Annotated in this window: 27 protein-coding genes, 3 tRNA genes, 1 other RNA gene and 1 pseudogene; 25 read left to right on the top strand and 7 right to left on the bottom strand. The window is 51.0% G+C overall.

Features of this window, described 5'->3' with window-relative positions:
- The first annotated feature begins 418 nt into the window (after nt 1-418).
- The 3 genes and pseudogenes from KKG35_08290 to KKG35_08300 all read left to right on the top strand — a co-directional run bounded on the left by KKG35_08290 (nt 419) and on the right by KKG35_08300 (nt 2,576).
- Nucleotides 419-733 (top strand): annotated as a pseudogene (locus KKG35_08290) (type II toxin-antitoxin system RelE/ParE family toxin).
- 6 nt (nt 734-739) lie between these two features.
- Nucleotides 740-1,018, top strand: coding sequence for a putative addiction module antidote protein (locus KKG35_08295; protein ID MBU1738128.1), 279 nt, complete (start codon nt 740-742; stop codon nt 1,016-1,018).
- 403 nt (nt 1,019-1,421) lie between these two features.
- Nucleotides 1,422-2,576, top strand: coding sequence for a hypothetical protein (locus KKG35_08300; protein ID MBU1738129.1), 1,155 nt, complete (start codon nt 1,422-1,424; stop codon nt 2,574-2,576).
- A 156-nt stretch (nt 2,577-2,732) separates the two neighbouring features.
- Here KKG35_08300 and KKG35_08305 read toward each other — a convergent pair whose 3' ends face one another.
- Nucleotides 2,733-2,969, bottom strand: coding sequence for a ribbon-helix-helix domain-containing protein (locus tag KKG35_08305; protein MBU1738130.1), 237 nt, complete (start codon nt 2,967-2,969; stop codon nt 2,733-2,735).
- Nucleotides 2,970-3,323: 354 nt separating this feature from the next.
- On the opposite strand from KKG35_08305, the gene KKG35_08310 reads away from it, so the two are divergent.
- The 3 genes from KKG35_08310 (at nt 3,324) to KKG35_08320 (ending at nt 4,354) form a co-directional block, all read left to right on the top strand.
- Nucleotides 3,324-3,566, top strand: coding sequence for a ribbon-helix-helix domain-containing protein (locus KKG35_08310; GenBank protein ID MBU1738131.1), 243 nt, complete (start codon nt 3,324-3,326; stop codon nt 3,564-3,566).
- Nucleotides 3,563-3,973 carry a PIN domain-containing protein gene (locus tag KKG35_08315; protein ID MBU1738132.1) on the top strand — a complete coding sequence of 137 codons (411 nt, stop codon included), beginning with the start codon at nt 3,563-3,565 and terminating at the stop codon, nt 3,971-3,973. The genes KKG35_08310 and KKG35_08315 overlap by 4 nt, the downstream gene beginning before the upstream one ends.
- Nucleotides 3,974-4,150: 177 nt before the next feature.
- Nucleotides 4,151-4,354 carry an AbrB/MazE/SpoVT family DNA-binding domain-containing protein gene (locus KKG35_08320; GenBank protein MBU1738133.1) on the top strand — a complete coding sequence of 68 codons (204 nt, stop codon included), beginning with the start codon at nt 4,151-4,153 and terminating at the stop codon, nt 4,352-4,354.
- Nucleotides 4,355-4,509: 155 nt separating this feature from the next.
- Here KKG35_08320 and KKG35_08325 read toward each other — a convergent pair whose 3' ends face one another.
- Together KKG35_08325 and KKG35_08330 are read right to left on the bottom strand one after the other, a co-directional pair.
- A complete protein-coding gene (locus KKG35_08325) occupies nt 4,510-5,718 on the bottom strand; it encodes a radical SAM protein (protein ID MBU1738134.1) in 1,209 nt (402 codons plus the stop codon).
- A 147-nt stretch (nt 5,719-5,865) separates the two neighbouring features.
- On the bottom strand, nt 5,866-6,291 hold the full coding sequence (locus tag KKG35_08330; GenBank protein ID MBU1738135.1) for a hypothetical protein: 426 nt from the start codon (nt 6,289-6,291) through the stop codon (nt 5,866-5,868).
- Between the two features lie 184 nt (nt 6,292-6,475).
- On the opposite strand from KKG35_08330, the gene KKG35_08335 reads away from it, so the two are divergent.
- Nucleotides 6,476-7,108 carry a nitrite reductase gene (locus tag KKG35_08335; protein MBU1738136.1) on the top strand — a complete coding sequence of 211 codons (633 nt, stop codon included), beginning with the start codon at nt 6,476-6,478 and terminating at the stop codon, nt 7,106-7,108.
- Between the two features lie 3 nt (nt 7,109-7,111).
- On the opposite strand, the gene ung is transcribed toward KKG35_08335, so the two are convergent.
- Nucleotides 7,112-7,777, bottom strand: a complete 666-nt coding sequence (ung, locus tag KKG35_08340; protein MBU1738137.1) for a uracil-DNA glycosylase — start codon at nt 7,775-7,777, stop codon at nt 7,112-7,114.
- A 248-nt stretch (nt 7,778-8,025) separates the two neighbouring features.
- Nucleotides 8,026-8,565 (bottom strand): carboxypeptidase-like regulatory domain-containing protein, encoded by a 540-nt coding sequence (locus KKG35_08345; protein ID MBU1738138.1) that lies wholly within the window; start codon nt 8,563-8,565, stop codon nt 8,026-8,028.
- Between the two features lie 159 nt (nt 8,566-8,724).
- Between KKG35_08345 and tadA the strand changes: the two genes are divergently transcribed.
- From tadA to KKG35_08430, 17 genes are all read left to right on the top strand, one after another.
- A complete protein-coding gene (tadA, locus tag KKG35_08350) occupies nt 8,725-9,231 on the top strand; it encodes a tRNA adenosine(34) deaminase TadA (protein MBU1738139.1) in 507 nt (168 codons plus the stop codon).
- Nucleotides 9,232-9,321: 90 nt separating this feature from the next.
- A tRNA-Ser gene (locus KKG35_08355) sits at nt 9,322-9,409 on the top strand.
- 57 nt (nt 9,410-9,466) lie between these two features.
- Nucleotides 9,467-9,564, top strand: an RNA gene (gene ffs / locus KKG35_08360) — signal recognition particle sRNA small type.
- Between the two features lie 426 nt (nt 9,565-9,990).
- Nucleotides 9,991-11,766, top strand: a complete 1,776-nt coding sequence (gene dnaX, locus KKG35_08365) for a DNA polymerase III subunit gamma/tau (GenBank protein MBU1738140.1) — start codon at nt 9,991-9,993, stop codon at nt 11,764-11,766.
- A 3-nt stretch (nt 11,767-11,769) separates the two neighbouring features.
- Complete coding sequence (locus KKG35_08370) at nt 11,770-12,078, top strand: YbaB/EbfC family nucleoid-associated protein (protein ID MBU1738141.1); 309 nt, start codon at nt 11,770-11,772, stop codon at nt 12,076-12,078.
- Nucleotides 12,079-12,094: 16 nt separating this feature from the next.
- Complete coding sequence (gene recR, locus KKG35_08375; protein MBU1738142.1) at nt 12,095-12,697, top strand: recombination mediator RecR; 603 nt, start codon at nt 12,095-12,097, stop codon at nt 12,695-12,697.
- 139 nt (nt 12,698-12,836) lie between these two features.
- Nucleotides 12,837-12,913 (top strand) — tRNA-Val (locus tag KKG35_08380).
- A 135-nt stretch (nt 12,914-13,048) separates the two neighbouring features.
- The gene (gene thrS, locus KKG35_08385) at nt 13,049-14,986 is read left to right on the top strand and encodes a threonine--tRNA ligase (protein ID MBU1738143.1); all 1,938 of its coding nucleotides are present in this window, start codon (nt 13,049-13,051) and stop codon (nt 14,984-14,986) included.
- A gap of 98 nt (nt 14,987-15,084) precedes the next feature.
- On the top strand, nt 15,085-15,657 hold the full coding sequence (gene infC / locus KKG35_08390) for a translation initiation factor IF-3 (GenBank protein ID MBU1738144.1): 573 nt from the start codon (nt 15,085-15,087) through the stop codon (nt 15,655-15,657).
- A 98-nt stretch (nt 15,658-15,755) separates the two neighbouring features.
- A complete protein-coding gene (rpmI, locus tag KKG35_08395) occupies nt 15,756-15,953 on the top strand; it encodes a 50S ribosomal protein L35 (protein MBU1738145.1) in 198 nt (65 codons plus the stop codon).
- 218 nt (nt 15,954-16,171) lie between these two features.
- A complete protein-coding gene (gene rplT / locus KKG35_08400; protein ID MBU1738146.1) occupies nt 16,172-16,516 on the top strand; it encodes a 50S ribosomal protein L20 in 345 nt (114 codons plus the stop codon).
- Between the two features lie 33 nt (nt 16,517-16,549).
- Nucleotides 16,550-17,560 carry a phenylalanine--tRNA ligase subunit alpha gene (gene pheS, locus KKG35_08405; GenBank protein ID MBU1738147.1) on the top strand — a complete coding sequence of 337 codons (1,011 nt, stop codon included), beginning with the start codon at nt 16,550-16,552 and terminating at the stop codon, nt 17,558-17,560.
- Nucleotides 17,561-17,581: 21 nt separating this feature from the next.
- A complete protein-coding gene (pheT, locus tag KKG35_08410) occupies nt 17,582-20,002 on the top strand; it encodes a phenylalanine--tRNA ligase subunit beta (protein ID MBU1738148.1) in 2,421 nt (806 codons plus the stop codon).
- A gap of 3 nt (nt 20,003-20,005) precedes the next feature.
- Complete coding sequence (locus KKG35_08415) at nt 20,006-20,296, top strand: integration host factor subunit alpha (protein ID MBU1738149.1); 291 nt, start codon at nt 20,006-20,008, stop codon at nt 20,294-20,296.
- 58 nt (nt 20,297-20,354) lie between these two features.
- Nucleotides 20,355-20,723 (top strand): MerR family transcriptional regulator, encoded by a 369-nt coding sequence (locus tag KKG35_08420; GenBank protein ID MBU1738150.1) that lies wholly within the window; start codon nt 20,355-20,357, stop codon nt 20,721-20,723.
- Between the two features lie 49 nt (nt 20,724-20,772).
- A tRNA-Pro gene (locus KKG35_08425) sits at nt 20,773-20,849 on the top strand.
- 395 nt (nt 20,850-21,244) lie between these two features.
- A complete protein-coding gene (locus KKG35_08430; GenBank protein MBU1738151.1) occupies nt 21,245-22,429 on the top strand; it encodes an SUMF1/EgtB/PvdO family nonheme iron enzyme in 1,185 nt (394 codons plus the stop codon).
- Nucleotides 22,430-22,777: 348 nt separating this feature from the next.
- Here KKG35_08430 and sbtA read toward each other — a convergent pair whose 3' ends face one another.
- On the bottom strand, nt 22,778-22,954 hold the full coding sequence (gene sbtA, locus KKG35_08435; protein ID MBU1738152.1) for a selenobiotic family radical SAM modification target peptide: 177 nt from the start codon (nt 22,952-22,954) through the stop codon (nt 22,778-22,780).
- Between the two features lie 560 nt (nt 22,955-23,514).
- On the opposite strand from sbtA, the gene KKG35_08440 reads away from it, so the two are divergent.
- Entirely contained in the window at nt 23,515-23,955 is a 441-nt protein-coding gene (locus tag KKG35_08440) for a DUF4124 domain-containing protein (protein ID MBU1738153.1), read from the top strand.
- Between the two features lie 63 nt (nt 23,956-24,018).
- Here the strand turns inward: KKG35_08440 and KKG35_08445 are convergent, their stop codons facing one another.
- The gene (locus KKG35_08445) at nt 24,019-24,915 is read right to left on the bottom strand and encodes a sigma-70 family RNA polymerase sigma factor (GenBank protein MBU1738154.1); all 897 of its coding nucleotides are present in this window, start codon (nt 24,913-24,915) and stop codon (nt 24,019-24,021) included.
- Nucleotides 24,916-25,039: the final 124 nt, after the last annotated feature.

Genomic DNA, 25,039 nt, shown 5'->3' on the forward strand with positions numbered 1-25,039 from the left:
GGGGCGACGACCCGGGTAAAACCGGCGCTTACGACTTTCCATACTTGATGAAGAATTAGAAAAACTGGAGGGAGAGAATGAAGATCGAGAAACTGTGGTGCGGGTGTCTGGCGTTTACCATTTTTATTTCCGGGGCGGGGAATCTTTTTGCCCATGAGCGGAAGACCGACAAGATCGTAGAGATCCTGAAAAGCAATTGATGCGGGACGCTCTTAAGTAATTAACTAATGCTCATGATGGCTATTGGTAATGTGGCTAAAGCCAAAGGAATGAGCGTAATAGCCAACAAAACACAACTGAGCCGTCGACTTGACATAAGGGGCATGATTTAATGCCTTTCCTGGACACCTTCAATCGGCTTTGTTCGAACTTCTGAAGATTGTTGTGACAGAAAAGTCCCCTTGACAGCATGTCTCTTATGTGCGACAATAGGCGTGTGAAATACGAGATTGAAACGACAAATGTTTTCGACAGGTGGCTCGCCACGGTCAAAGACATACGGCATAGAGTTAGAATTATCAGCCGTTTTGACAAGATTCAATTGGGCAATTTTTGAGACCACAAAAACCTTGGTGGAAGACTGTTTGAGCTTCGTTTTTTCTTTGGCCCCGGCTTTCGCGCTTATTACACCATCAAGGGCGGTGAGGTTGTCTTTCTGCTTTGCGGTGGCGACAAATCCACTCAGGATAAAGACATTGAAAGAGCAAGAAGCATTATGGCCGAACTGGAGTAAACAGCGATGAAAGTAACCACCAGAAAATGGGATGCCAGTGAATATCTGGACAACCCGGAAATGATCCATGAATACCTTAAAGCAGCCTTTGAAGAGGGCGACAGCGAGTTGCTCATGGTGGCTATTGGTAATGTGGCTAAAGCCAAAGGAATGAGCGAAATAGCCAATAAAACACAACTGAGCCGTCAAAATCTTTACAAAGCTTTGTCTCCCAATAGTTCCCCGAAATTTGAGACTGTCAAGAAGGTCGTAGAGGCCTTGGGCTGCAAGCTTGCAATTGTGTGATGTAGCAAGGCGTGAGAGAAAAGTGGGTGTGCATTACTTTATTAAAAACATTGTGGTTGCCACCCAATTTCAGCCACTTTTCGAACCAACTATAAGGTTGATGATATAGTTGTCTTCAAGGATATGGAAGTGTCTTCCTAGGGGTTCGGAAACTGTCCATATACCGGTTTCCCGGTTTCCGTCATTCCGGCAGGTTGTAAGCCGGAATCCATTCCTTCCTGGACCCCGGCTTACAACCTGCCGGGGTGACGGCTCAGGTACAACCGGTACTTTTAAACATTCCACACCCTTATTCCATCAGCGATATCCTGTGTTTGATCTTGACTTCAATATGCGCTTTGTTGTGTCATGATTATGTTGGCCTGAAATGCCTTGGAATAATACCATAAACTGGAGGGAGAGAATGAAGATCGTGAAACTGTGGTGCGGGTGTCTGGCTTTTACCATTTTTATTGCCGGGGCAGGGAATCTTTTTGCCCATGAGCGGAAGACCGACAAGATCGTAGAGATCCTGAAAAGCAAGGGAATCATTACCGATCAGGATGCGGCGAGTGTCGCTGATGAAACCAACTGGTTTGAAAACCTGACCATGGGCGGGGCGGTCGAACTGCAGTTCCAGTATCTGACGGACCGCGACCGCAGTGATCCGAACACCGACAGCACTTCGGAACTTTTTCTGGCAACGATGCAACTTGGAATTGAGGCGAAAGTAAATGACAGCACTACCGCGAATGTGGTGCTGCTTGCCGAAGATGTCGGCCACTCCGGGGATACCGGCGGGAATGAAAAAATAGGGGTTGATGAAGCGACTTTCACGGTCGACAGCCTTGGCGGCACACCAATCTATCTGGTTGGCGGCAAACGCTCCCTGCCTTTTGGTCAGTTTTACACCCATACGATCAGTGACCCGGTCACCCACGACGCCTATGAGATCAATAAAGCGTCATTAACCATAGGTGCTGCGGTTGAGAAGGTTGCCAATCTGGATACCTCGCTAACCGTCTACCGGGGCGAGGATATGATGAACCAGATCGTCGGGATGGGCGCTACCTTTACCCGCGATTATGCTTCAGCGGCTGAAGAGACCGACGATGTGAACTCGTTCATCATCACGGCCTCGGTCACCCCGATGGAGAATCTGACCGCCGGTCTTGCCTATGCCTCTGAGCCCGGTTTTGATGCGCGCAACAATACGGTCAACCTCTTCGCGGAATATTCAATCCATAACCTGACCTTTGATGCCGAATATTTTACGGGGCTGAAACGGGAAAAGATCGGCGGGCAGGAGTACAAGGAAACCTCTTTTGCCGTTGGTTTTGCCTATCAGGTGAACGATCCCCTGGAATTGGCCATCCGGTATGAGGAATTTGATAATGATCGCTCCACCCCTGCCACCGGTGATATTGACTACAATTTCATCCTGGGCGCAAACTACGGAGTGATGGACAATCTCGATCTGATGTTTGAAGTGCGCTGTCTGAATGAGGAAGACGGTGGCGATTCCACCTATGAAAAGATGGCCCATGAAGTGAACCTGATGCTCGCGGCAGGGTTTTAATGAGTTTGCCGGAGACAAGCGAAGATTTTGATTCAGGCTATGGTTTGAGGACCCGCTTTAATCCTTCGTCGACCTGGTCTATGATGTTGCTGGGGAGATGGTGAACTTTCTCAGTTAATAGTGCTTTGTCGAGAGTGATAATTTGAGAAATGTTGTTCACGCTTCTTCTTTCTCTATTGAGCCGAACTGCAGATTGGAAATGGTATCATTCAATTTTGCAGGCTCAGATGAGTAGACTTCATTAAGCTGTTTGGTAATGAGCTCAGTAGGGTGTTGTTCGAGGAATTTCGCTACAGCTTCTGCGTACAGGCTACTGCGCGAAACCCCATGGGCTTTTGCATACCGGTCAGCTGCACGAAACAATTTGTCTGGTATTGAGATTGCTGTTTTCATGTTCAGAGTATGACTATGGTAATACCCGGCGTCAACCAATTATTTAGGAGCCGTTCAGAAATAACATGGCTGTTTAGGCTGCCTTATAACTTACGACTCCTTTCACCCTTCGGGTATAAGTTTCGTACGAGCAGACAAGCTGCTCAACTCAGCTTTATGCCATTCGGTTCCCTAAAACGGCCATGTTGTTTTCTGGCAATGGCTTAGAACGATCGGGCAGGTAAGGGGCCGTACGTGATAGTTTGCCATTCCGCTACGCTTCATTCTCAACCTGCGGGTTTTGATATCGAGCAGCATGAGCTGATTGACATCCCGGTTTTTGTGTATTACGATCTGTAATACGGAGGTGGCGACATGATCACATTAAGACTTGATCCGAAACTGGAAAAAGACGTTAATATTGCAGCTGAAAACCTTGGCTTATCCAAGTCTGAACTCATCAGATTGAGCATTAATGACTATCTTGGCAAGATGAAGCAACCTGATGCGTGGGAGGCCGGTGAACAATTATTTGGCAAATATTCAAGTGGCCTTGGAAATCTGTCGGCTGATCGGAAAGAGTTGCTGAAGAGCAAGGTCGCTGCCAAAAGAAAATGAATAGAATTCTTATAGACTCCGGCCCGTTAATCGCCCTGTTTGACGCTTCCGATAAATATCATCACCAGGCTGTCAATTTTATAAAAACCAATAAATATCCGCTCGTCACGACCCTTGCCTCAATTACGGAAACCCTGCACCTGCTGGATTTTAATCGAAACGCTCAGGTGGATTTTATGGAGTGGATTTATAGAGGCGCCGTTCTCTTGCATAATATTGAAAACAGTGATTTCGGCAGACTCAAAGAGTTAACGGAAAAATATCGTGATCTGCCGATGGATTTTGCCGATTCCTGCCTGGTGTATCTTGCGGAAAAACTTGATCTGAACACCGTTGCAACCATCGACCGGGATTTCTCTGTCTACCGGATCCAGGGCAGAAGAAAGTTCAAGATTGTTCTTTCCTGAAAACTACGGGATGATCCTTCGACAAGCTCAGGATTGAGCGGTGAAGCAGTATAACTGTAACCTGAATCCGTGAGCGTTCGAGATCGGCACAGATGCAGATAGCGAGCCGGCGAGACCTTCGAGGCGAAGACGATGTTGATAATATATATGATATCAACGAAATAATCGGAGGGAGAGATGCGGACAGTAATCACCTCAAAATTTCAAACGACGATTCCCAAGGGAGTTCGTGAGAAACTTAAACTTTCGGTGCATGACGCGTTGGATTGGAAGGTTGAAAAAGGCAAGGTCGTTCTTGAGCCGCTGCACAAGAATTTTATCCTCCGCAGGAATTTCATCAAAACCGGCCTTGGGAATATTGAAGACGATATCGGCAGGTGAAAAAAATCAGGGCGGATAGTGCGAAGTGAAAAAGATGGTAATCGAATATGTATTCAGGTGGGTCAAGAGCAATTGTTGTCACATTTGGCGACTTGGATACTGCCCTTTATGCCGTTTACAGCCTTCAAGTGTGGCGGTTGATTTTGAACGACGGCTTACTTTATAGGCGGATTAAAATACCCGAACCGTAATTCCGGGAACTTCTTCTTCAGTTTCTCCCACCAATTTAAAATCCCGATCGCTTCGCCGGTCGCCGCAAACCCGATCTCCTCCAGATACCAGTCCGGGTCCATGTTCAGGTTCCTGAGCTGGATAAAGTCCGGCTTGTATTCACTGATCAGTGTGCAGAGGGCATCGTATTCGGCGGGGTCGTCGGTGAATCCGGGGAGGATGAAATAGTTCAGGGAGACGAATCTGTCCGCCTCTTTCATGATCCTGATCGATTCCTTCACCTCGGAAAAGGTGAAATCCTTAGGCCGGTAGTAGCGGTGGTGATAATGGTCCTGGGCGCTGTTCATGCTGACCCGCAGGCTGTCGAGCCCGGCTGCGGCAAGTTTGGCGACTGCCGCCGGGCGGCTGGAATTGCTGTTCAGGTTGATGGTGCCGGTGGCGGTTTTCTTCCTGATGGATCTGATCGCCTCTTCAATGGTCTCCGCCTCGGTGAGCGGCTCTCCTTCACAGCCCTGGCCGAAACTGACCACCCCTCTTTTCACCCGCTGCAGATGGCCGACACCAATTTCGGTGATTTCGGCTTCGCTGGGAACAAACTTGATTCGGTCCTGGGTGGCCGGGCAGCACCCTGAGGGCTGCAGGGAAATACAGCCGATACACCGGGCGTTACAGGCAGGAGCGGTCGGCAACGGGGCTTCCCAGCTGTCCATGAAATAATTGACCGCGGCCGGGCAGCCATAGGTAAGGCTGCATTTGCCGAGATGCTGGACCAGGCGGTTTTTGGGGTATTCCCGCAACCGCTTCTCGGTGGCTTTTTTGATCCGCGATTGGGTGAATCGGCCCGGCTCCTGGCGGAGATCGGCATCGCTGCGGAATCCCGCCACCCAGAAGCGGTCGTCAAGCCAGCCGACTGCGGTATAGGCAAAAAGCGGCAGGTGTTTGCTGCCCCGGTCTTTTTTTTCGAATGCGGCGGAATAAATCGCGGTATGGGCCGGGACCATGAAAGCCGCCACTGCCTGCACGGGATTGCCCGGACTTACGGGATCATCTTCCAGGTGGCAGGGCTCGCTTTCATCAGGGGCAAAGCCGACCGGATAACGGTCTTCCAGAACAAAGAGTTCGCTGCCTTCGGGGAGCGGGATCAGGTCGGTGAGGGCGGGGCGGAAAAAGGAATGGGCGCTGCGCCCTCCCATTTCAAGCTCGGGAAAGTCGCACAGCTCGCCGCGCCGGTTCGCATAGACAAGCGACGGCAGACGGTTGGGATGGATCGTCTCCGTCACTTTTTTATCCTTCGGGTATAAGTCGGGCAAGGGCAGACAAGCTGCGCAACTCAGGCATGATCACTGCGGACGGAGAACGTTCAGCACGGAATCGACAACCAGGTAAATGTCGCCTTCCTCTCCATAGATGTCTTCAATGTTTCGGTGGTTGATCAGGTCTTCAATAATGTACTGGGTGATATAAAGGCTCACGAAATTCGGATTGGGGACCAGTTGGCGGAGCGGGGCGATTTTGAAGTTGATCTCGTGTTCCTCCATGTCCGACAGTTTCTGCAGCTGGTCGCTCATCACTTCCCTGATGGCGGCGTCGGAGTTGGTCTCGATGATCTGCTTGTCCATCAGCTTCTGTACCAGGCGGGTAGCCAGCTCATCACTGTTTTTCAAGGCGGACTGGAGCATGAATCGCCTTTCCTGCTCTCGTTTGCGGTCTATCGAGTTGCCGGTTTTGGCGTCTTGTCGATATGGATTCGTGCTGTAATGGCCCATGGTCTGCTCCGGTTAAGTGGTTGTTGATTCACATCATAAATAAACGGTCTTGAACAAATCATCCAACAATTTTTTCAAAAATGGAATATATTGTCAGCCCCCTGCAGGAGTCGAGGGGATTTCGTGGTGCAACAGAAAGTCAGGCAGTGTGGTCCCGTTTATTAAACTGTACAGGTGAGATGTGATGAATGAAGCAGAAAAAGATAACGGCAGGCAGAGTGTGACCATTATGCTCCCCGGTGGCAAACTTCCGGGCGCTGTGCTGCAGAAAGTAACTGAACTGAGGAAGGTTTTCACCTTTGATATCTACCTCACCACGGCACAGAATATGAGACTGTATAACATTGAAAAGTCGGAACTTGCGCCGATAAAAGCGGCGCTTGTCGAGGTTGGCGCAACCTTCAAAAAGCCGGGACTCTTCCCCTTGCCGAAGGTCTGCATCGGCAGCGGCAACTGTAAGCTGGGACTGGCTGATACCGATGCCCTTTCGGAAAAAATCATTGAGCATTTCAAAGATCTGGAGAACGTTAAACCAAAATTCAAGATCGCCATTTCAGGGTGTCCCGCCATGTGCTCAGGGGCGCTGTTGACCGATATCGGAGTGGTTGCAACCAGGAACGGGTATGATATTTATGCAGGCGGCAAGGGGGGGCCGACGCCGAAAGTGGCGCGAAGGGTGGCGCGGAATCTTGAGGAAGGTGAAGCCTTAAGGATTATTCGGGAGATCGTTGATTTTCATCAACGGAAAACGACCCAGAAGCAGAGAATCTTCAAGCTGCTGGATGATCCGGAGTTCCCCAGTCGCGAAGATGGCTGATTTCTACCACATTACCTCTTTCAGACCATGTTCCTGCAGGTAGGCGTTGCATTTTACGAATACCCCTGAGCCCAAGAAGCCACGGTGGGCAGAGAGAGGGGATGGGTGGCTGGTTTTCAGGACCAGATGTTTTCTTTTATCGATCAGGGTTTCCTTTTTCTGGGCAAAGGCTCCCCAGAGCATGAAAACCACATGTTCTTTCTGTGCTGAAACCGTCTCAATGATGTTGTCGGTCAACTGGTGCCAGCCAAGATCGGCGTGGGAATTGGATTTTCCGGCGAGAACCGACAGGCTGGCATTTAACAGCAGTACTCCCTGTTTTGCCCAGCGGGTGAGGTCGGTGGAGAAATTGTGCGGCGTTCCGGGATAAATGGAGTTCTGAATTTCCTTGAAAATGTTTTTCAGGGATGGCGGCACGGGAAGGCCCTGGCGCACAGAAAAGCAGAGACCGTGGGCCTCGGGGATGTTGTTGAATTCATTGATGTAGGGATCCTGCCCGAGGATTACCACCCTGACCTCGGTGAAAGGAGTCTGGCGCATGGCGTTAAAGACCAGCTCCGGCGGCGGATAGACTTTCTGTCCTTTCGCAGCGGGGCCATACGCCAGGTCACGGATTTTTTTATGGTATCCCTCCCGCATCAGAGGGATGGATTCTTCCCAGAGCGGCATCAATCAATACTCTTTCACCCATTCGGGTATTAGTCTCGATGTCTCGCAAGCTCGCTTATCGGTACGAGCAGGCGAGCTGCTCAACTTAAGCTTTTCACCCTGCGGGTATAAGTCTCGATGTCTCGCAAGCTCGCTTATCGGTACGAGCAGGCGAGCTGCTCAACTCAGCTTTTCACCCTGCGGGTATAAGTCTCGATGTCTCGCAAGCTCGCTTATCGGTACGAGCAGACGAGCTGCTCAACTCAGCTTTAATTCTTGTCCCAATCTCCCTGGTTATATAAATCGCAGATCAAAGTTGGGCTGTTGTATGGTTTGGTAAGTTTGACCTCGAGAATTCTATTGGTGTTATCTACAGTCAACTTGTTGCTGATCGGTACATTGGTTACGACCACCTCGGAGGAACAGTTCACCGCATGCCAGCCGACGGTGCCGGTCAGATAGTATTCTCCAGGTGCGACTCCGGTAATGGAAAATTTCCCCTCCTTATCGGATTGAGTCCGCGCAACATATTGCTCGTAACGTGGGTCGGCCTTTTTAATCGATCGATTCCCAAGGTAACTGACTGTGTACCACTGGTCACTATAAGAACTTACCGGTTCGAGGGTTACTTCCTGTTCAATCCCCACCTGTTTTTCTTCAAATTGATCGATCAGGAAGATTTCTCCTTGAATCGTGTGGTCGCCCTTGATGGTGATCCGGGAGAGTTCCGTCTCGGGAAAAGGAATCCTCTGGGTCGCGCAGCCGGTAAGGATGAAAAGGAGGAGGATAATCCAGGTGATTCTAGTCATGATCGTGACTCCGTTTCGCAATTTCAGAAAGATATGGCGGTGAATATGGTTTGTAATATAAATAATCCGAGGAGTAATTACTAATTAAAAGAGTGAACAACGATATTCAGGTTGAGGGGTGATTTGCCTTGGCGGGTCAATCATCCTTTCGTGCCGCTTATGTCACCGAGGTGGAGTGTGGACCATGATTTCATGAGAATGGCCCTGGCAGAAGCTGAAGCTGCAGCCGGGAGGGGAGAAGTGCCCATCGGCGCGGTTGTAGTAAGCCCGACAGGCAAGATTCTGGCCAGAGCCGGGAACAGCCCGATTGGCCGGAACGATCCGGTGGCCCATGCGGAAATTCTTGCTTTGCGGGAGGCCGGTCGGGCAGCAGGGAATTATCGGCTCACCGGTTGCACGGTCTATGTGACCCTGGAGCCTTGCGTCATGTGTGCCGGGGCCATGGTTCATGCCCGGATCGGGCACCTGGTCTATGGCGCTCCTGATCCGAAGGGCGGCGGAGTGCGAAGCTGCTATAAAATAGGCAGTGATGGTCTCCTGAATCATGAGCTGCAGATTACCGGAGGGATTCTGGCGGAGGAATCGGCCGGTCTGTTGCGGGAATTTTTCAAGGAAAAGAGAAGGTCTGCGGCTGGAGATGCTTATCCGGGAAGGATTGGCGAATGACGCAGATTTTTCTACCAATTTCTGCCAACAAACATTATATTAGCCAACTTCGCCGCCCGGACGGGCGGTGTTCAAAGTGCGGTTCAATCAGGAGAGGTGACCGAGTGGCCGAAGGTGCACGCCTGGAACGCGTGTGTGCGGCAACGCACCGTGGGTTCGAATCCCACCTTCTCCGCCAAATAATCAGGATGCCGTGAACAGGTTTTTTTTCGCTCCGGTGTCTGTCCGCTTTGATAGCCGGGCCCTGCGCAACAATGGTTCGCGAACTCCGCCAGGTCCGGAAGGAAGCAACGGTAGCGATTGCCAGTGTGTGATGCAGGTCGCCCGGCTATCATTTTCTGAACTTCGTGGATTTGCGCATATGCTGCGTCATCAACCGGTTTGCATACGGGTGTATGGCAACCCGGTATCTTCCTTGCCTCTGCGCAAATCTACGGATGAGCAGGCGGTGGGAGAAGTTTTTTGTTTGGGCTATTGTCTCATTCCCCTCCTCTCTGGTATGTTTACTCCCTGACAGAAAATGCAAAATGCAAAATGCAAAATGCAAAATGCAAAATGCAAAATGCAAAATGCAAAATACGAAATGTGAAATTGAATATCTGGTGCCGAATGGGTGTTGTCCAAGCGGTTTTTGTTTTTTTATTTTGCATTTTTAATTCTCCATTCTTCATTGGCCCGGGTAATTTGCGAATGATGCCGAAATGCCATAAAACCGATCCTGCTTCTGCCGCCTGCGCAGATGCTGCGGAGTAAGGGCCCATGTCTTATCTCGTCCTTGCCAGAAAATGGCGGCCGCAGGATTTTTCCCAGGTTGTCGGTCAGGGGCCGGTGGTCAGGATCCTCCGCAATGCCATAAAAAAGCAGCGGGTTCCGCATGCGATGTTGTTTTCCGGAGTGCGGGGAGTGGGGAAAACCACCCTCGCCAGGATTATGGCCAAGGCCCTCAACTGCACCGGGGAGACCGCTGAACCGCCGTGCAACCAGTGTGAGTCCTGTCGGGAGATCACCAGCGGGACAGCCCTCGACCTGCATGAAATCGATGGCGCTTCCAACCGCGGGATCGATGAGATCCGCGAGCTGAAAGAGAATATCCGCTTTCACCCCACCAAGTGCCGCTACAAGATCATTATCATCGATGAAGTACATATGCTGACCGATCCGGCCTTTAATGCGTTGCTGAAAACGCTTGAAGAGCCGCCAGCCCATGTGATCTTCATGTTCGCAACCACCGAGATCCACAAGATACCGGTGACCATTCTGTCCCGTTGTCAGCGCTATGAGTTGAAGCGGGTGCTTTTTGCTGAACTCTTCGCTTTCTTTAAAAAGATTGCCGGCGATGAAGGGGTGTCGATTTCGGATAGCGCCCTTGAGATGATCGCGACCGAAGCATCGGGAAGTGTCCGGGATGGCTTGAGTCTGCTTGATCAGGTTTTTTCATTCGGCGAAGACCGGATGACGGATATTGATGTCCGGGAGGTGCTTGGCCTTGTAGACCGCCAGGTCTTTTTCCGGCTGATGGAGGTGCTGCTGGCAGGAGAATTGTCACCCGGGCTCGAAATTCTCGATCAGGTTTCCGCGGCCGGGGCCGATCTGAAACGGTTCACCTCTGACCTGCTCAATTTTTCCCGGAGCCTCATCATCTGCCGGGTTGTGGACAATCCGGGGCAGCTTCTCGACGGTTCCGATCACGAGCTGGCGGCGATGTCGGAGCTGGCGGCCAAATACACGCCGGAGACCCTTTACCGTTTGTTTGATCTGCTCCTGAAGGGAGCGGCTGAAATGCAGTATGCACCTCACCCGCGACTGGTCCTGGAGATGACCTTCGCCAGAGCCTTGCAAACCGGCCAGATCGTCCCGGTTTCCGACCTGATCGGGCGCCTGGATGCACTGCTCAAAGGCGGTGGAGGTCTTGTTTCCGCCGGGGCTTCCCTGTATACGGCCGAACCGGTTGCGGGTCCACCGATCCGGAGCCCTGACGTCCCGGAAAAAAAAACTCCTGAAATTCCCGTTGAGCCGTTAACTGATCCGGAACCTGTCGGCCGGGCAGAAGAGGCAGCAGGCCTGGAACCACCATCGGTTCCGGGCAGCGTTGCCGCAAAGGGCGGTGAGAAAGACGGTGACCGCGATGTGCGTGGTGCCTGGGATGGTTTTGTCGACTATGTCAAGGACCGGCGCAAGTGGATGGCTCCGGTTCTCCAGATGTGCAATGTGATGCGGATTCAGGGTGATGATCTGGTCATGAAATATGAAGATCATTCGGACTGCAGCATCCTGTTGCAGAAGGACAACCTCAAAAATCTCACCGAGTTTGCCCAGGATTATTTTCAGCATGAACTGCGGGTCCGGATCATTGCCCGGGACCTTGTTTCCCAGGAAGGAAAAGAGGGGAACGGCGATGGGCCTCAGGAGGAGAGACGGGCCCTGGCCAACGACCCCCTGGTCCAGATGACCTCGGAAGTTTTTGGCGGCAGGGTGGCCGGGATCAGGACGGGACCGCGGAGTCGCGAGATCAAGGTTGATATCTCGGAGGAGTAACGAATGGATATGAAACAGATCATGCAGCAGGCCCAGCAGTTTCAGCAGAAGATGGCTGAAATTCAGGGGGAGCTGGCGGGCAAGGAAGTCAGTTCTTCGGTGGGCGGCGGAATGGTGAAGGCCACCGTTAACGGCAAAAGCGAACTGGTACGCCTCTCGATTGAGAAGGCAGTGATTGATCCGGCCGACCCCGGGATGCTTCAGGACCTTGTGATTGCGGCCGTTAATGAAGCCTTGCGGCAGTCTCAGGATCTGGCACGCCGGGAAATGGCCAAACTGACCGGCGGGTTGAATATCCCGGGTCTGTTCTGAGCAGGAGCCGGATTTTATGAATGTCGTCCCGCCGGCGCTTGCCCGGTTGATCGAAGACCTGAATCGGCTGCCCGGGATCGGGAAGAAATCCGCCACCCGTCTTGCCCTGCATATCCTGAGAAGGCCGCAGGCAGAGGCCCGTGATCTGGCCCGTGATCTGGCTGGTCTCCATGATGCGATCAGCATGTGTTCCAACTGCTGCGCCTTTTCCGAGTCCGATCCGTGCAATATCTGCAGTGACCCAGGCCGTGATCCCGGTCTGGTCTGTGTTGTGGAGGAGCCTGCCGATCTGATCGCCATTGAGAAGGTCTCTACCTTTAAAGGTCAGTATCACATTCTGCACGGGGTGCTTTCGCCCATGGATGGTGTGGGGCCGGCGGAAATAAAGGTTGATGCGCTGCTCGAAAGGGTGAAGAGGAACAAGGTCGCGGAAGTTCTGATTGCCACAAGTTCTACGGTGCCCGGTGAGGCAACGGCCGCGTATCTGATCAGTCTTCTTAAGAAACTGCCGGTCAGGACAACCAGACTGGCCTGCGGGATTCCGATGGGCATGGACATCAAGTATGCCGATGAGGTGACCCTGGCCAGGGCGATTGAGGCACGAAAAGATACGGGTTGAGAAGGTGTATTTTTATTTCCGGAACCGACGATTTATCCTTGACAGGGCAGGCGATTGCTGTTATTTCATTCCTCCTTCAGTTACAGTGTTGCCGGGCTTGTTTTTTCAGGTTGTTTCCGGTAGCGATGATACCGATCATAGGCGCGTAGCTCAGTTGGTTAGAGCGCTTGCTCGACACGCAAGAGGTCGGCGGTTCGAATCCGCCCGTGCCTACCAGAGATTTCACTGATCAGGTTTCTTTCTGATCCTGTTTTTTGTTTGTAGAGGTTGAGATATAGGCAGGTTGGCGCCGCCAATGTGCTTATTTTTTTTTTATTCCGCCAAGCGTAGTACCACCGGACAGGTCTGATAATGGCTGATTTTACAGTGTCTCTGAAGGATGGAGACAAAAAAACAACGGTTGCCGCCGGGGCCCCTTTTTCCGAGGCACTGCAGGAACTCGCTTCCGGTAAACTGCGGAAAAGAGTCGTGGCATACCGGTGTGGTGACCAGCTGTATGATCTTTCCGCGCCGGTAAACAGTGATCTTGACGTTGAGCTGATCACTGCCGATTCAGACGAAGGGGTCGAGATTATCCGTCACAGTTGCGCGCATCTGATGGCCCATGCGGTGATTGACCTTTTCGGCCAGGATATCAAGGTTGCGATCGGTCCATCGACCGATGACGGTTTCTATTATGATTTTGATCGGGACGAGCCGTTTGTTCCTGAGGACCTTGAGAAGATCGAAATCAGAATGCAGCAGCTGACCGGTTCCGCGCAGCCGTTTATACGCAGGGAATTATCGGTCGACGAGGCGAAAAAACTTTTTGCCGGACAGGGACAGAAATACAAGGTTGAGATCCTTGACGGGATTGAGGATGATACGGTCAGTACCTACCAGGTCGGTGACTTTCTTGACCTGTGCCGCGGCCCGCACGTTCCCCATTGCGGCTTGCTCCAGGCCTACAAGCTGACCAGACTGGCCGGCGCCTACTGGCGTGGCGATGAAAAAAACCGGATGCTGCAGCGGATCTACGGCGCCGCATTTTATAATGATAAAGACCTCAAGCAGTATCTGCTGCAGCTCGAAGAGGCAAAGAAGAGAGACCATCGAAAACTTGGTCGGGAACTTGAGCTCTTTACTATTCAGGACCAGGTCGGCCCGGGGCTTATTCTCTGGCAGCCCAAGGGGGCGCTGGCAAGAAAGCTGATTGAGGACCAGTGGAAGGAAGAGCATTACCGCCACGACTATGAACTGCTCTACACCCCGCATATCGCCAGACGGGATATGTGGAACACCAGCGGGCACCTTGATTTCTACGGGGAGAACATGTACTCCTCCATCGATATCGATGAGGTCAGTTATCAGCTGAAACCGATGAACTGCCCCTTTCATATCGCGATCTACAACACCAGAAAGAGAAGTTATCGGGAGTTCCCGATCCGCTGGTGTGAACTTGGTACGGTATACCGTTATGAAAAGACCGGCGCCCTGCACGGTCTGATGCGAGTCAGGGGTTTTACCCAGGATGACGCCCATATCTTCTGCCGCCCGGACCAGCTTGAAGAAGAGATATTCAATATTCTCGATCTGAACCTGAAAATCCTCAAGATGTTCGGCTTTGATCACTACGATATCTATCTTTCCACCCGGCCGGAAAAATATGTGGGGAGCGACGAAAACTGGGCGCAGGCCACCGAAGCTTTGAAGCTCGCTCTTGAAAAGAAAGGACTCGCCTATGCGCTAGACCCGGGCGAAGGTGTTTTCTACGGGCCGAAAATCGACATCAAGATCAAGGATGTGCTGGGGCGTTCCTGGCAATGTTCGACGATCCAGGTTGATTTCAACCTGCCGGAACGTTTTGCCATCAGTTATACCGGCGAAGACGGGCAGGCCCATCAGCCGATCATGATTCACCGGGCCCTGATGGGTTCCCTGGAAAGGTTTTTCGGCGTCCTGATCGAGCATTATGCCGGGGCTTTTCCGGTCTGGCTGTCGCCGGTCCAGGCGCGGATCATGAACATCACCGACGCCCAGGCGGAATATTCTGCTGCCGTTTATAGTGAACTCCGCAAACTCGGGATCAGGGTCGAGAAGGATCTGCGCAACGAGAAACTGAATTACAAGATCAGGGAGGCACAGCTCCAGAAAGTGCCGTATATGCTGGTCATTGGCGACAAGGAAGTCGAATCTTCCAGAATCACCATCCGGTTGCGGGATGGCAAAAACCTGCCGCCGATGACGGTTGCGGAGTTTGCAGAAATGGTCCGCACCCAGGAGGCCGGGGAAAAGAGGCTTTCTGAGTGAAGCCGGCGGCGAGCTGCTTAACGCAGCTTTATTTAGTTGAAACAACATGGCTTTATGTGCTATGAATAGCAGCTGTTTTAAAAGCGGCCAGATCATTCATGTCGGGAACAGGAGGTAAGAGTATTAAAGGAAGGAAAAAGAGTGCTAAAAGCGGCAAGGAAGCAAGGGCCAATATCAATGAGCTGATCACCAGTAAAGAGGTCAGAGTCATCGGTGCGGATGGCGCCCAGGTCGGGGTCATCTCTATCGAGGCGGCTCTGAAGCTGGCCGATGAAGCAGGTCTTGATCTGGTCGAGGTGTCTCCTGACGCTGAGCCGCCGGTCTGCCGGATTATGGATTATGGCAAGTTCCGCTACGAGCAGAGCAAGAAACAGCAGGAAGCCAAGAAAAAACAGACTGTTGTTGAGGTTAAAGAGATCAAACTGCGGCCGAAGACCGAGAAACACGATCTTGACTTCAAAGTCAGAAATATAAGGAAATTCCTGGAAAACAAGAACAAGGTCAAGGTCACCCTGAGATTCAGAGGACGTGAAATCGTCTATGCCAATACGATCGGGATGGATGTTCTCAAGAAGGTCGGAGAATCCTTGGAGGATGTGGCGGAAATCATTCAGCCGCCGACCATGGAAGGCCGGCAGATGGCGATGTTTCTGGGACCGAAAAAAAGCTGATCCATGCGGCTGCGGTTGCGGCCATTTTATAAATATTGTTTTAAAAGCCGGTTCCGGCTTGTCCGGAATCGGCCATGTTATTAAAGGGAGTATGTGTCATGCCTAAAATGAAGACAAACAGAGGCGCAGCCAAGCGGTTCAAACTCACCGGTTCAGGAAAGATTGCCCGCCGAAAGGCTTTCAGCAGTCACATCCTGACCAAGAAGTCCACCAAGAGGAAACGGGGGCTTCGTCTTGGCGAGATCGTTGATCATGCCAACCTCAAGCAGATGAAACGGTTGTTGCCCTATATTTGAAAATGAAGTGTTAAAGCTGAGTTGAGCAGCTTGTCTGCTCGTACCGATAAGCGAGCTTGCGAGACATCGAGACTTATACCCGATGGGTGAAAAAGAGTGCAAAGCGTAAAATCTCAGGATGATTGCAAATTGTCTTTTTTTCGCGCTGCATTTTTCATTCTGAATTAAAAAAAGGCCCGCCATGCGTTGGGGCCGCTTTGAGTTGCAAGGAGATAGCAATGCCTAGAGTAAAACGCGGGTTTAAAGCGCGTCGCCGGAGAAATAAAGTTCTGAAATTGGCCAGCGGTTATGTCGGAGGACGGCATCGTCTCTACAAGACCGCGACCGAGGCTGTTGATCGGGCGCTGGTGTACGCCTATCGTGACCGCAAGGAACGCAAGGGTGATTTCCGCAAGCTGTGGATCGCGAGGATCAATGCCGCTGCCCGGATCAACGGACTTTCTTACAGCAGGCTCATGGGTGGTCTGAAGAAGGCCGAGATCAGTCTGGATCGCAAGGTTCTGTCCAATATGGCAATTCTTGATCCGGTCGCGTTCTCCCAGGTCGCCAAACTGGCTTCCTGATCCGCCGCTTTTCTGATCTGATTATCGCCTAGAATGGAGAACGAACTTCAGAAATTGAAGTCGGAGGCCCTCGACTGTCTTGCCGGATTGGCAGATGTTGCTGCGCTCGAAGAATTCAGGGTGAAATACCTCGGGCGCAAGGGGCTCTTTTCCGGCCTGATGAAAAAACTTGGCCAGGTTGATCCCGCTGAAAGACCGAGGGTCGGTAAACTGGCCAACGAGGTGAAGCAGGAAATTGAAGAAGCTTTTGCGGCCAGGCATGCAGAAGTGGAAGGAACCGGCTCCAGACCGAAGGGGCCTGCTCTAGATCTGAGTTTGCCTGGCAGAACAATCCCTCTTGGTCGTTTGCACCCTGTCACCCAGATCATGGAAGAGGTCTGCGGGATTTTTGAGGGACTTGGTTTCGCAGTTGCCGAAGGGCCCGATGTCGAGACGGATTTCTATAATTTTGAGGCCCTGAACATCCCCCCTCATCATCCTGCCCGGGACATGCACGACACTTTTTATGTCAGCGAGTCCCTGCTGCTCAGGACCCACACCTCTCCAATGCAGATCAGGACCATGGCCAGCAAGAATCCTCCCTTAAGGATGATTGCTCCCGGCAAGGTGTATCGCTGTGACTCCGATGTGACCCACACCCCGATGTTCCATCAGGTGGAGGGCTTTCTGGTTGATCGCAATGTATCCTTCGCCGATCTGAAAGGGGTGCTGTCGATCTTTATCACCAGAATGTTCGATGAGAACACCCCCATTCGTTTCCGTCCCAGTTTTTTCCCGTTTACCGAACCCAGCGCCGAAGTGGACATCTGCTGCGTGATCTGCAAAGGTGCCGGATGCCGGGTCTGCAAGCAGACCGGCTGGCTTGAGATTCTCGGCAGCGGGATGATCGACCCTGAAGTTTTCAAAAAGGTCGGCTATGACCCGGAGGAGTATACCGGTTTCGCCTTTGGTCTTGGTGTGGAACGAATCGCCATGCTCAAGTACGGCATTAATGATATTCGCCTTTATTATGAAAATGATCTGCGGTTTTTATCCCAGTTCTGATTTCTCGCGTGCCTACACGAAATGAAATTTACCGTTAACTGGCTGAAAAAATATATCGATTTTGATCTGTCCGGCAACGAACTGGCCGACCGTCTGACCATGGCCGGGCTGGAAGTTGACAGTATACAAAGTCTCTGTCAGAAGCTCGATGGCGTTGTCGTGGCCCGGGTGATCGACGTCTCTCCCCATCCCGATGCCGACAAGCTTGTGCTTTGCAATGTCGATACCGGCAAGGGGATCAGTCGCATTGTCTGCGGGGCGCCAAATGTAACCGCCGGGATGGTTACCGCTCTCGCCACCCCGGGAACCATCATGCCGGGAGGGTTCAAGATCAAGCCGGCCAAGATCAGGGGCGCGGCCTCCGAGGGGATGCTCTGTTCCGCCCGCGAACTTGGAATCGGTGAAGATAAATCGGGGATCATGAATCTTCCCGATGAGTTCGTGATCGGCAGCCCTCTGGTTGATGCCCTTGAACTTGAAGATACCGTTGTCGAAGTCGATCTGACTCCCAATCGTCCGGATTGTGCCAGTGTTATCGGTATCGGCAGGGAAGTCGGGAGTTTTACCGGCGGCCGGATCAGTCATCCCGTCGACTGGGAACTTCCCGAGCTTGATGGCAAGGGGGTTCCCTTCAAGGTTGAGATAAAAGATTCCAAAGGTTGTCCGCGTTATTCCGCCAGATTGGTCAGGGGAGTCAGGATTGCCCCCTCGCCCTGGTGGCTCCAGAAATATCTTCTGGCGGTAGGTTTGCGGCCGATTAGTAATGTTGTTGATATCACGAACTTTGTAATGCTGGAATATGGCCAGCCGCTCCATGCCTTTGACTTTTCATTACTGGCCGACAGCAGGATCGAGGTCCGTAAAGCGGTGCCCGGTGAGAAGACCACCACTCTCGATGGGGTCGAGCGGGCGCTTGATCCGGAAATGCTCCTGATCTGTGATGGCAAAGGACCGGTCGCAGTGGCCGGTGTGATGGGCGGCGGCAATTCAGAGGTGAGCAAAACCACCACCGATGTTCTGATCGAGAGCGCCTGCTTTGATCCGGTGAGCATCAGAAGGACCTCGCGTCAGCTGAATCTGGCAACCGACTCATCGTATCGTTTTGAAAGGGGAGTGGATCCCCAGGGAACGCTTAGAGCCCTTGAACGGGCGGTGCACCTTATTGTGGAGCTGGCAGGTGGTGAGGCCGTGCCCGGCGGAGTGGATGTGAAAGACGGGTTGCAGGAGCTTGTTCGGCTTACGCTCAGGGTTTCAAGATGTTCAAAGCTGTTGGGTCTCGACTTGACTGCTGAACGGATCGCCAAGCTGCTTGCTTCCATTGAAATCGAATCGGTCATCAGGGATGATGAGACGCTTGAGGTCACGATCCCCGGGTTCAGGGTGGACCTTGAGCGGGAAGTTGACCTGATAGAGGAAATTGCCAGGCTGATCGGATATAACGATCTGCCCACCTCACTGCCGAATGTTCCTTTAAGTTTCGCCGACAACGAACCGATCCGGGATCTGCGCAAACGGGTGGCTGCAGTCATGACTGCCCAGGGTTTCAACGAGGCGATCAATTACAGTTTCGTCAGCGAGAAGCATTTTGCCATGATGGGGCTTGCCCCTGATCATCTGGCACGAAAAACAATCCGGCTCATGAATCCCCTTGCCGAAGACCAGAGTGTCATGCGGACCATGATGCTCCCCGGAATCATCGAGAATGTCAGAAGGAATATCAATTACCAGAGTCCTGATATCAGGTTGTTTGAAATCGGCAAGGTGTTTATTCCAGCTGGAGATGGCCAGCCCGACGAGGATACTCGGCTGGTCGCGGTCATGAGCGGACGACGGCATCCGGAGGCGCCGGTTTTTCATTACGGACAGACCGGGGCCGATTTTTTTGATGTTAAAGCGTGTGTCGAAAATCTGCTTACGGAATTGCGGCTGTCCGGAGTCAAAATGGTGGCGGAAAAGAATCCTCCCGAGTATGTTGATGGGGCTTCATATCTGGCCATTGAGGCGGCCGGGAAAAACATCGGCGGCTGTGGCCGGATGTCAGCCTCATGCCTCAAAGCATTCGGGATCAAAGAGGCTGAGGTCTTCTTTGTTGACCTGAGTCTGAGCGGGGTTTCCGGTCTCACTCCTGACGCCAAATCGTTCAAGCCCCTTGACAGATTTCCATCTGTGCAATGGGATATCGCGATGCTGATTCCGGAAGACGCGCCCAGCGGCGAGATCATCCGGACCATTATGGGAAGTAACGAACCATTTGTTGTGAAGGCCGAGATATTTGATGTGTATCGAGGCGATACTATAGAAACCGGTTTCAAGAGTGTTGCTGTGGCCGTTACCTATCGTGATCCATCGGCCACCCTTGAAGATGAAAAAGTCCAGAAGATTCACCAGAAGATGATTGAAATCATCGGATCCCGTTTTGGCGGGAAACTGCGGGAGGCATAAATAATGAATGATTCGAACCTGACACGGAAAGACCTGGCTCGGGCCATCAATGAGAAACTCGGTTTTTCGAAACAGAGTGCCGGTGAGCTTGTCGACACGGTTTTTGACAGCCTGAAAAATAAACTTTTGAAAGAAGAGTCGATCAAGCTCGTGCAGTTTGGTACATTCAATATCAGAAAGAAGAATTCCCGCGTGGGCAGAAATCCCCGCACCGGAGACACCATGGAAATCTGCAAACGCTGCATGGTGTCATTTAAACCCAGCAAGGGATTAAGGGAGCGGATCAACATCTGACTTCGCCCCCTGTAGTATTTGCCCCAGAAAACCTTCAGTCAGGGCTGGTGGTAATAAAATGGCGCATCCGAGTCACGGCATCGGCAGTATCCCTGACAAGATTTATTTCAAGATCGGGGAAGTGAGTGACATCGTCGGAGTCGACCCCCACGTTCTGCGATACTGGGAGTCTGAATTCGGGGTGATCAAGCCGCACCGGGCCAGTTCAAAGCAGCGGCTCTACCGGCGCAGTGATGTTGAAAACATCATCAGGATTAAAGAGCTTCTTTACGACCAGGGATTTACCATTGCCGGGGCCAGAAAGGCCCTGCGGCAGGAAAAAAAGGATCCGGGTGTTGAAGAGATTTGCCCCCCGGCAATAGACAAGGGTGTTTTTGAAGATTTGAAGAAAGAACTTCTGGATATCAAGAAGCTTCTTGAAAGGTAAAAAAAATATACGTGGGTATAAACACGGTAGAAGTGTTTTCAGTTTGGGTCGGGATGTAGCGCAGTCTGGTAGCGCACCTGAATGGGGTTCAGGGGGCCGGAGGTTCAAATCCTCTCATCCCGACCAGTTGTTTCAAAGGGTTTTCGGTTGATTCCGGAAACCCTTTTTTATTGATATGCGAATGATGGAAAGGCGTACAGGTGTTAGACATCGAGGTATCACTATGTTAATCTTTGATAACTGATTATTTGAGATATGCAGAGTATAAAGTGGAGTAGGATGGTAGTCAGTTTTGTTCTGCGGGACACAGTTCGCTCAAATGTTTGATAGTACCTAGGGAAAAATATTTTTAGAATTCAGATGTCATTTGCTCCGGGGTTATTTGTGCCATGAGAATTATTGTAACGATACTCATCTGTTTATCATTTCAGATTATTCCGGTCTGTTCGTTTGCCAAGGAAAAGCTGGCAGTGATGGAGTTGGAGGGGCTTGGCGGAGTGAATGATTCTCTTCTGGAGATAATGACCAATACCCTTAAAGATGAACTTGACGCTATCGGTCGGTACTCAATAATCAGTCGGGAAGAAATTGAGGCGCTTGCCAACAGACTTGCTCTGCAGCAGAAATCTGGTAACTGCACTACTTCAGACTGTCTCGCTGATATGGGGAAAGCGCTGGGAACAAAACTCATGGTTTACGGGTCAATTTCCAAAGTTGGCGGGACATATGCGTTGAGTCTGCGTTTGCTGGACACCGACAACAAGGAGGCTGTTCGGCGAGTAAACGAAAGGTGTAAATGTAGTGAGGAAGATCTTTTCGACACCATCCAGCTTGCAGCCGGCAAGTTGTTGGCCGGACAGCAGAATATCCAAAGGCAACAATCAAGTGCGCCAATGCTTGTCAGCCAGCAGGATCAGCGAGAAAGTGCTGGAATGCCGCTGTGGATAGAGCCGTCTACAGGACTAGAGTTTGTCCGGGTTCCCGGGGGGTGTTATTCCATGGGGGGGAAATCCGGAGGAGAGGTTCGTATCGATCGGGAGGTTGTTACTCTTGCGCATAAGGTCTGTGTTGATGACTTTTATCTGGCCAAGCATGAAATGAACCAGAAAACATGGGAAGAATTGATGGGAGGGAATCCCGCAAAACATAGTCATAAAACCTTGTTTGGCACCACGGATGCAACAAAATATCCGGTTGATAGCGTCAACTGGAATGAGATTCAGGAATTTATAAAAAAACTCAACATGAAGGCCGGGATGAGTTTTCGTTTGCCCACAGAGGCTGAGTGGGAATATGCGGCAAGGAGTGGAGGGAAAAATGAGATTTTCTCTGGAGGGAATGATTATGGAGAGGTTTCCTGGGGAGGAGGGGGAGATCCTTGGGCAACAACAGGCAGTTTGCGACAGACCAAGTATTTCAGTAACGGGACAACCCATGAAGTTGACACGAAAAAACCCAATGGACTTGGGATTTACCTGATGAGTGGGAATGTGGCGGAATGGTGTTCAGATTGGTTTGAGGAAGATTATTATAAAATCTCCCCGGAAAGAAATCCGCCTGGACCGGAAAATGGAGTGGAGAAAATTATTAGAGGGGGATCATGGCATTCAGATCCGAGTAGCCTGATGACCTTTGATCGATATCACGCCACACCCGATACCAAAAATGACCAGATCGGTTTTCGTTTGGCCCATCCAATATTCTAGATGAACTCTCTTCCTGCGGTCGCTTGAATATGGGGCCGTTTATGCTGTTTCTCAGGAATCATGCTGGCGGTGGGGAAGATGTGGCGTATTTCTTTTGAGATCGGGATGAAAGTCTTTTGCTGCCGGCTCCCTTTTATTTGATCCGGAAACCGGCAGCAAAGGATTTACAGTTGAATTTCCTGACCAGAAGCTGTTCCTGCATTCGAATATTTCTGATGTATTTCCGGGCATAAACCAAAACATATCAACTGCGGACATCTGCTGGACTTAATCCAACGAAAAAATAACGGTTAGTGCAACCTGCACTAAATGCTAGCTTCAACCACTGAAGATTGAGCCGGCTCCGCTTCAACCGGTAAGAGTTTCCGGTTCGTCGTTCCGGACTTTCTGGTTCGATTCGGTGTTGTCTTTTGTAGCCGCTGTATTGCCGGTTGCCGCACATCCGGTCAATGACAGTCCTGCACCACCGATCAGGGCAACCAGGCTAAGACCGGCCAACATCTTTTTCAGGTCGTTATTGCCCATCTGCATCTCCCTTTAGAGAATATGAGGGAAAACTGCTGTTACAACTGTCCCGGACTGGATGTAACAGCTCTTTTCAGGCCTGATCAGAACAGATTCAAATAAACAAGCCTGTAGCAAAAGACTATAGGCTGTCTGGTTTAAAGTCAATAGTAACAATGACCAGTATGGTGTGACAGGGGGGCGTGGATGGGCGGAGCCGGGAATCTCTGAGCAGGGGATTGTTTGTTGCGAGTTTACAGGAATGCCTTAAACTCGATATTTCCTGAAAATCTCATTTCGTACCGGGCAATCACAGAGGTGAAGCGCTCCGTAGGATTTATTGTGTCTGCACTCCAGCAGATCCTTACACGCAAGTCTGACCATGCTTTGCCCCATACTGTCGCAGACCGAGCAGTAGAGTGGTTCATCGGTCAAGCAGATAAAATTTTTATCACACTCCGTATCATTGATGGTTTGGGGATCAATTTCGAATTTTTTTAAAATCGGCATTTGTCGCTTGGCTCCAGAAAATATGATTATAATTCTATTGTAGCGGTTATGCATTTTTTATGGAGGCATAAATGACGAAACATCCAATTTTTTTGGCAGCAGCACTGTCTGCTTTTTTCTTTGGCGTTTGCTATGGAGGGGATGAGCTCTTTACCTGGAAGGATGAGCAGGGCGGGTTGCATATTACAGATGTGCGACCGCCGGTTGGGGCGGAAATTATCAACATCAGCCCCAACAACTTGAAAGCGGCTGAAGAAGTGCAGCGTCAGCGTTTATTGCGTCAGGAAAAGATCCGCGAGGAAAAGATCCGCCAGGACAGGGAGCGGGAGATCATCAATAACAAAGTGGCTGAAGCCATAGAGAAAAAAGCGGCTATTCGAAAGGCAAATGAAGAAATTGAGAAAGAGAAAGCGAAGAAACGCCGCGAAAAAAGAAGAAGGCGCAGGCACAAAGCACCCAGCCCTCCAACCACCGTACCGACTGATAGCGGGGGTATAGAGAATTCACGGTGAGAATCATGTGAGATGGAATAGTTGTTATCGGTAAGATGATGGGCGGAACTATTTCATTTCATGTCAGGCGGCGACGCGATCCGGCATTTCACGTGCGAAAATGGCCTGAAGTTTGCCGAGAAGAGAAACTTCAATCTGTCTGATTCTTTCTTTTGAGACATCAAACTGGTCCGCGACACATTTCAGGGTCTTGGAATCAACGCTGAGAAGCCTCTGGTCCAAAATGGCGAACTCTTTTTCATTAAATGAAGATTCGTGTCTGACGACGATGTCCCGGACAAGGTTCTGTTCTTCAATGCCCGTAACAATTTCTTCAATCGTCGGACCGTTGCAACTCAACAGATCGTTCAAGGTGTTTTTCTCTTCAAAATTAAGTGGTGCATCCAGTGAGACTTCTGAGCCGTTCAGTCTCCATGTCATTTCAACGACTTCTTCTACGTCAACATCAAGGTTCGCGGCTATTTCAGCCGGGTCCGGTTTTTCCCCGAACATTTCAAGCCTGCGGATTTCCTTTTCGAGTTTGTAGAAAAGTTTCCGCTGGTTCTGGGTTGTGCCGATTTTGATCAGGCGTTTGTTCTCCATGATATGTTTCATGATGTATGCGCGAATCCAGAAAGAGGCATAATATGAGAATTTGACTTCCTTGTCGGGGTCGAATTTCTTTACCGCCCTGGCAAGCCCGATATTCCCTTCCTGGACCAGGTCAAGAAAGCCCTCCATCCAATATTTTCTGAAATCCATGGCAATCTTGACCACCAGCCGCAGGTTTGAGACGATCAGTTTGTCGATGGCTTCTTTGTCGCTCTTTCCCTTGACCAGTGCCGCCAGGCGTAAGGTCTCCTCCGCCGACAGGAGGCTGTGCCGGTTGATCTCATCAAGGTATTTCTGCAGGCCGGTCTGTTCTTCGAAGGTTTCTTCGTCCAGATTGTCCATTCGATTATTGTTTTCTTGCCAGTTCACAAATGCAGCCTTTTATCAGAAAGAGTCAAGTCAAGAGCGGCGGGTATGTTTCTGCCCATGAACGTTTCAATTTGCGTGCCACAGAGGGGGTGGGGGGGGGCTGCGTGATTATTTCTAGTAATAT

It is taken from the genome of Pseudomonadota bacterium (genome assembly GCA_018823285.1).
Classification (GTDB): Bacteria; Desulfobacterota; Desulfobulbia; order Desulfobulbales; family JAGXFP01; genus JAHJIQ01.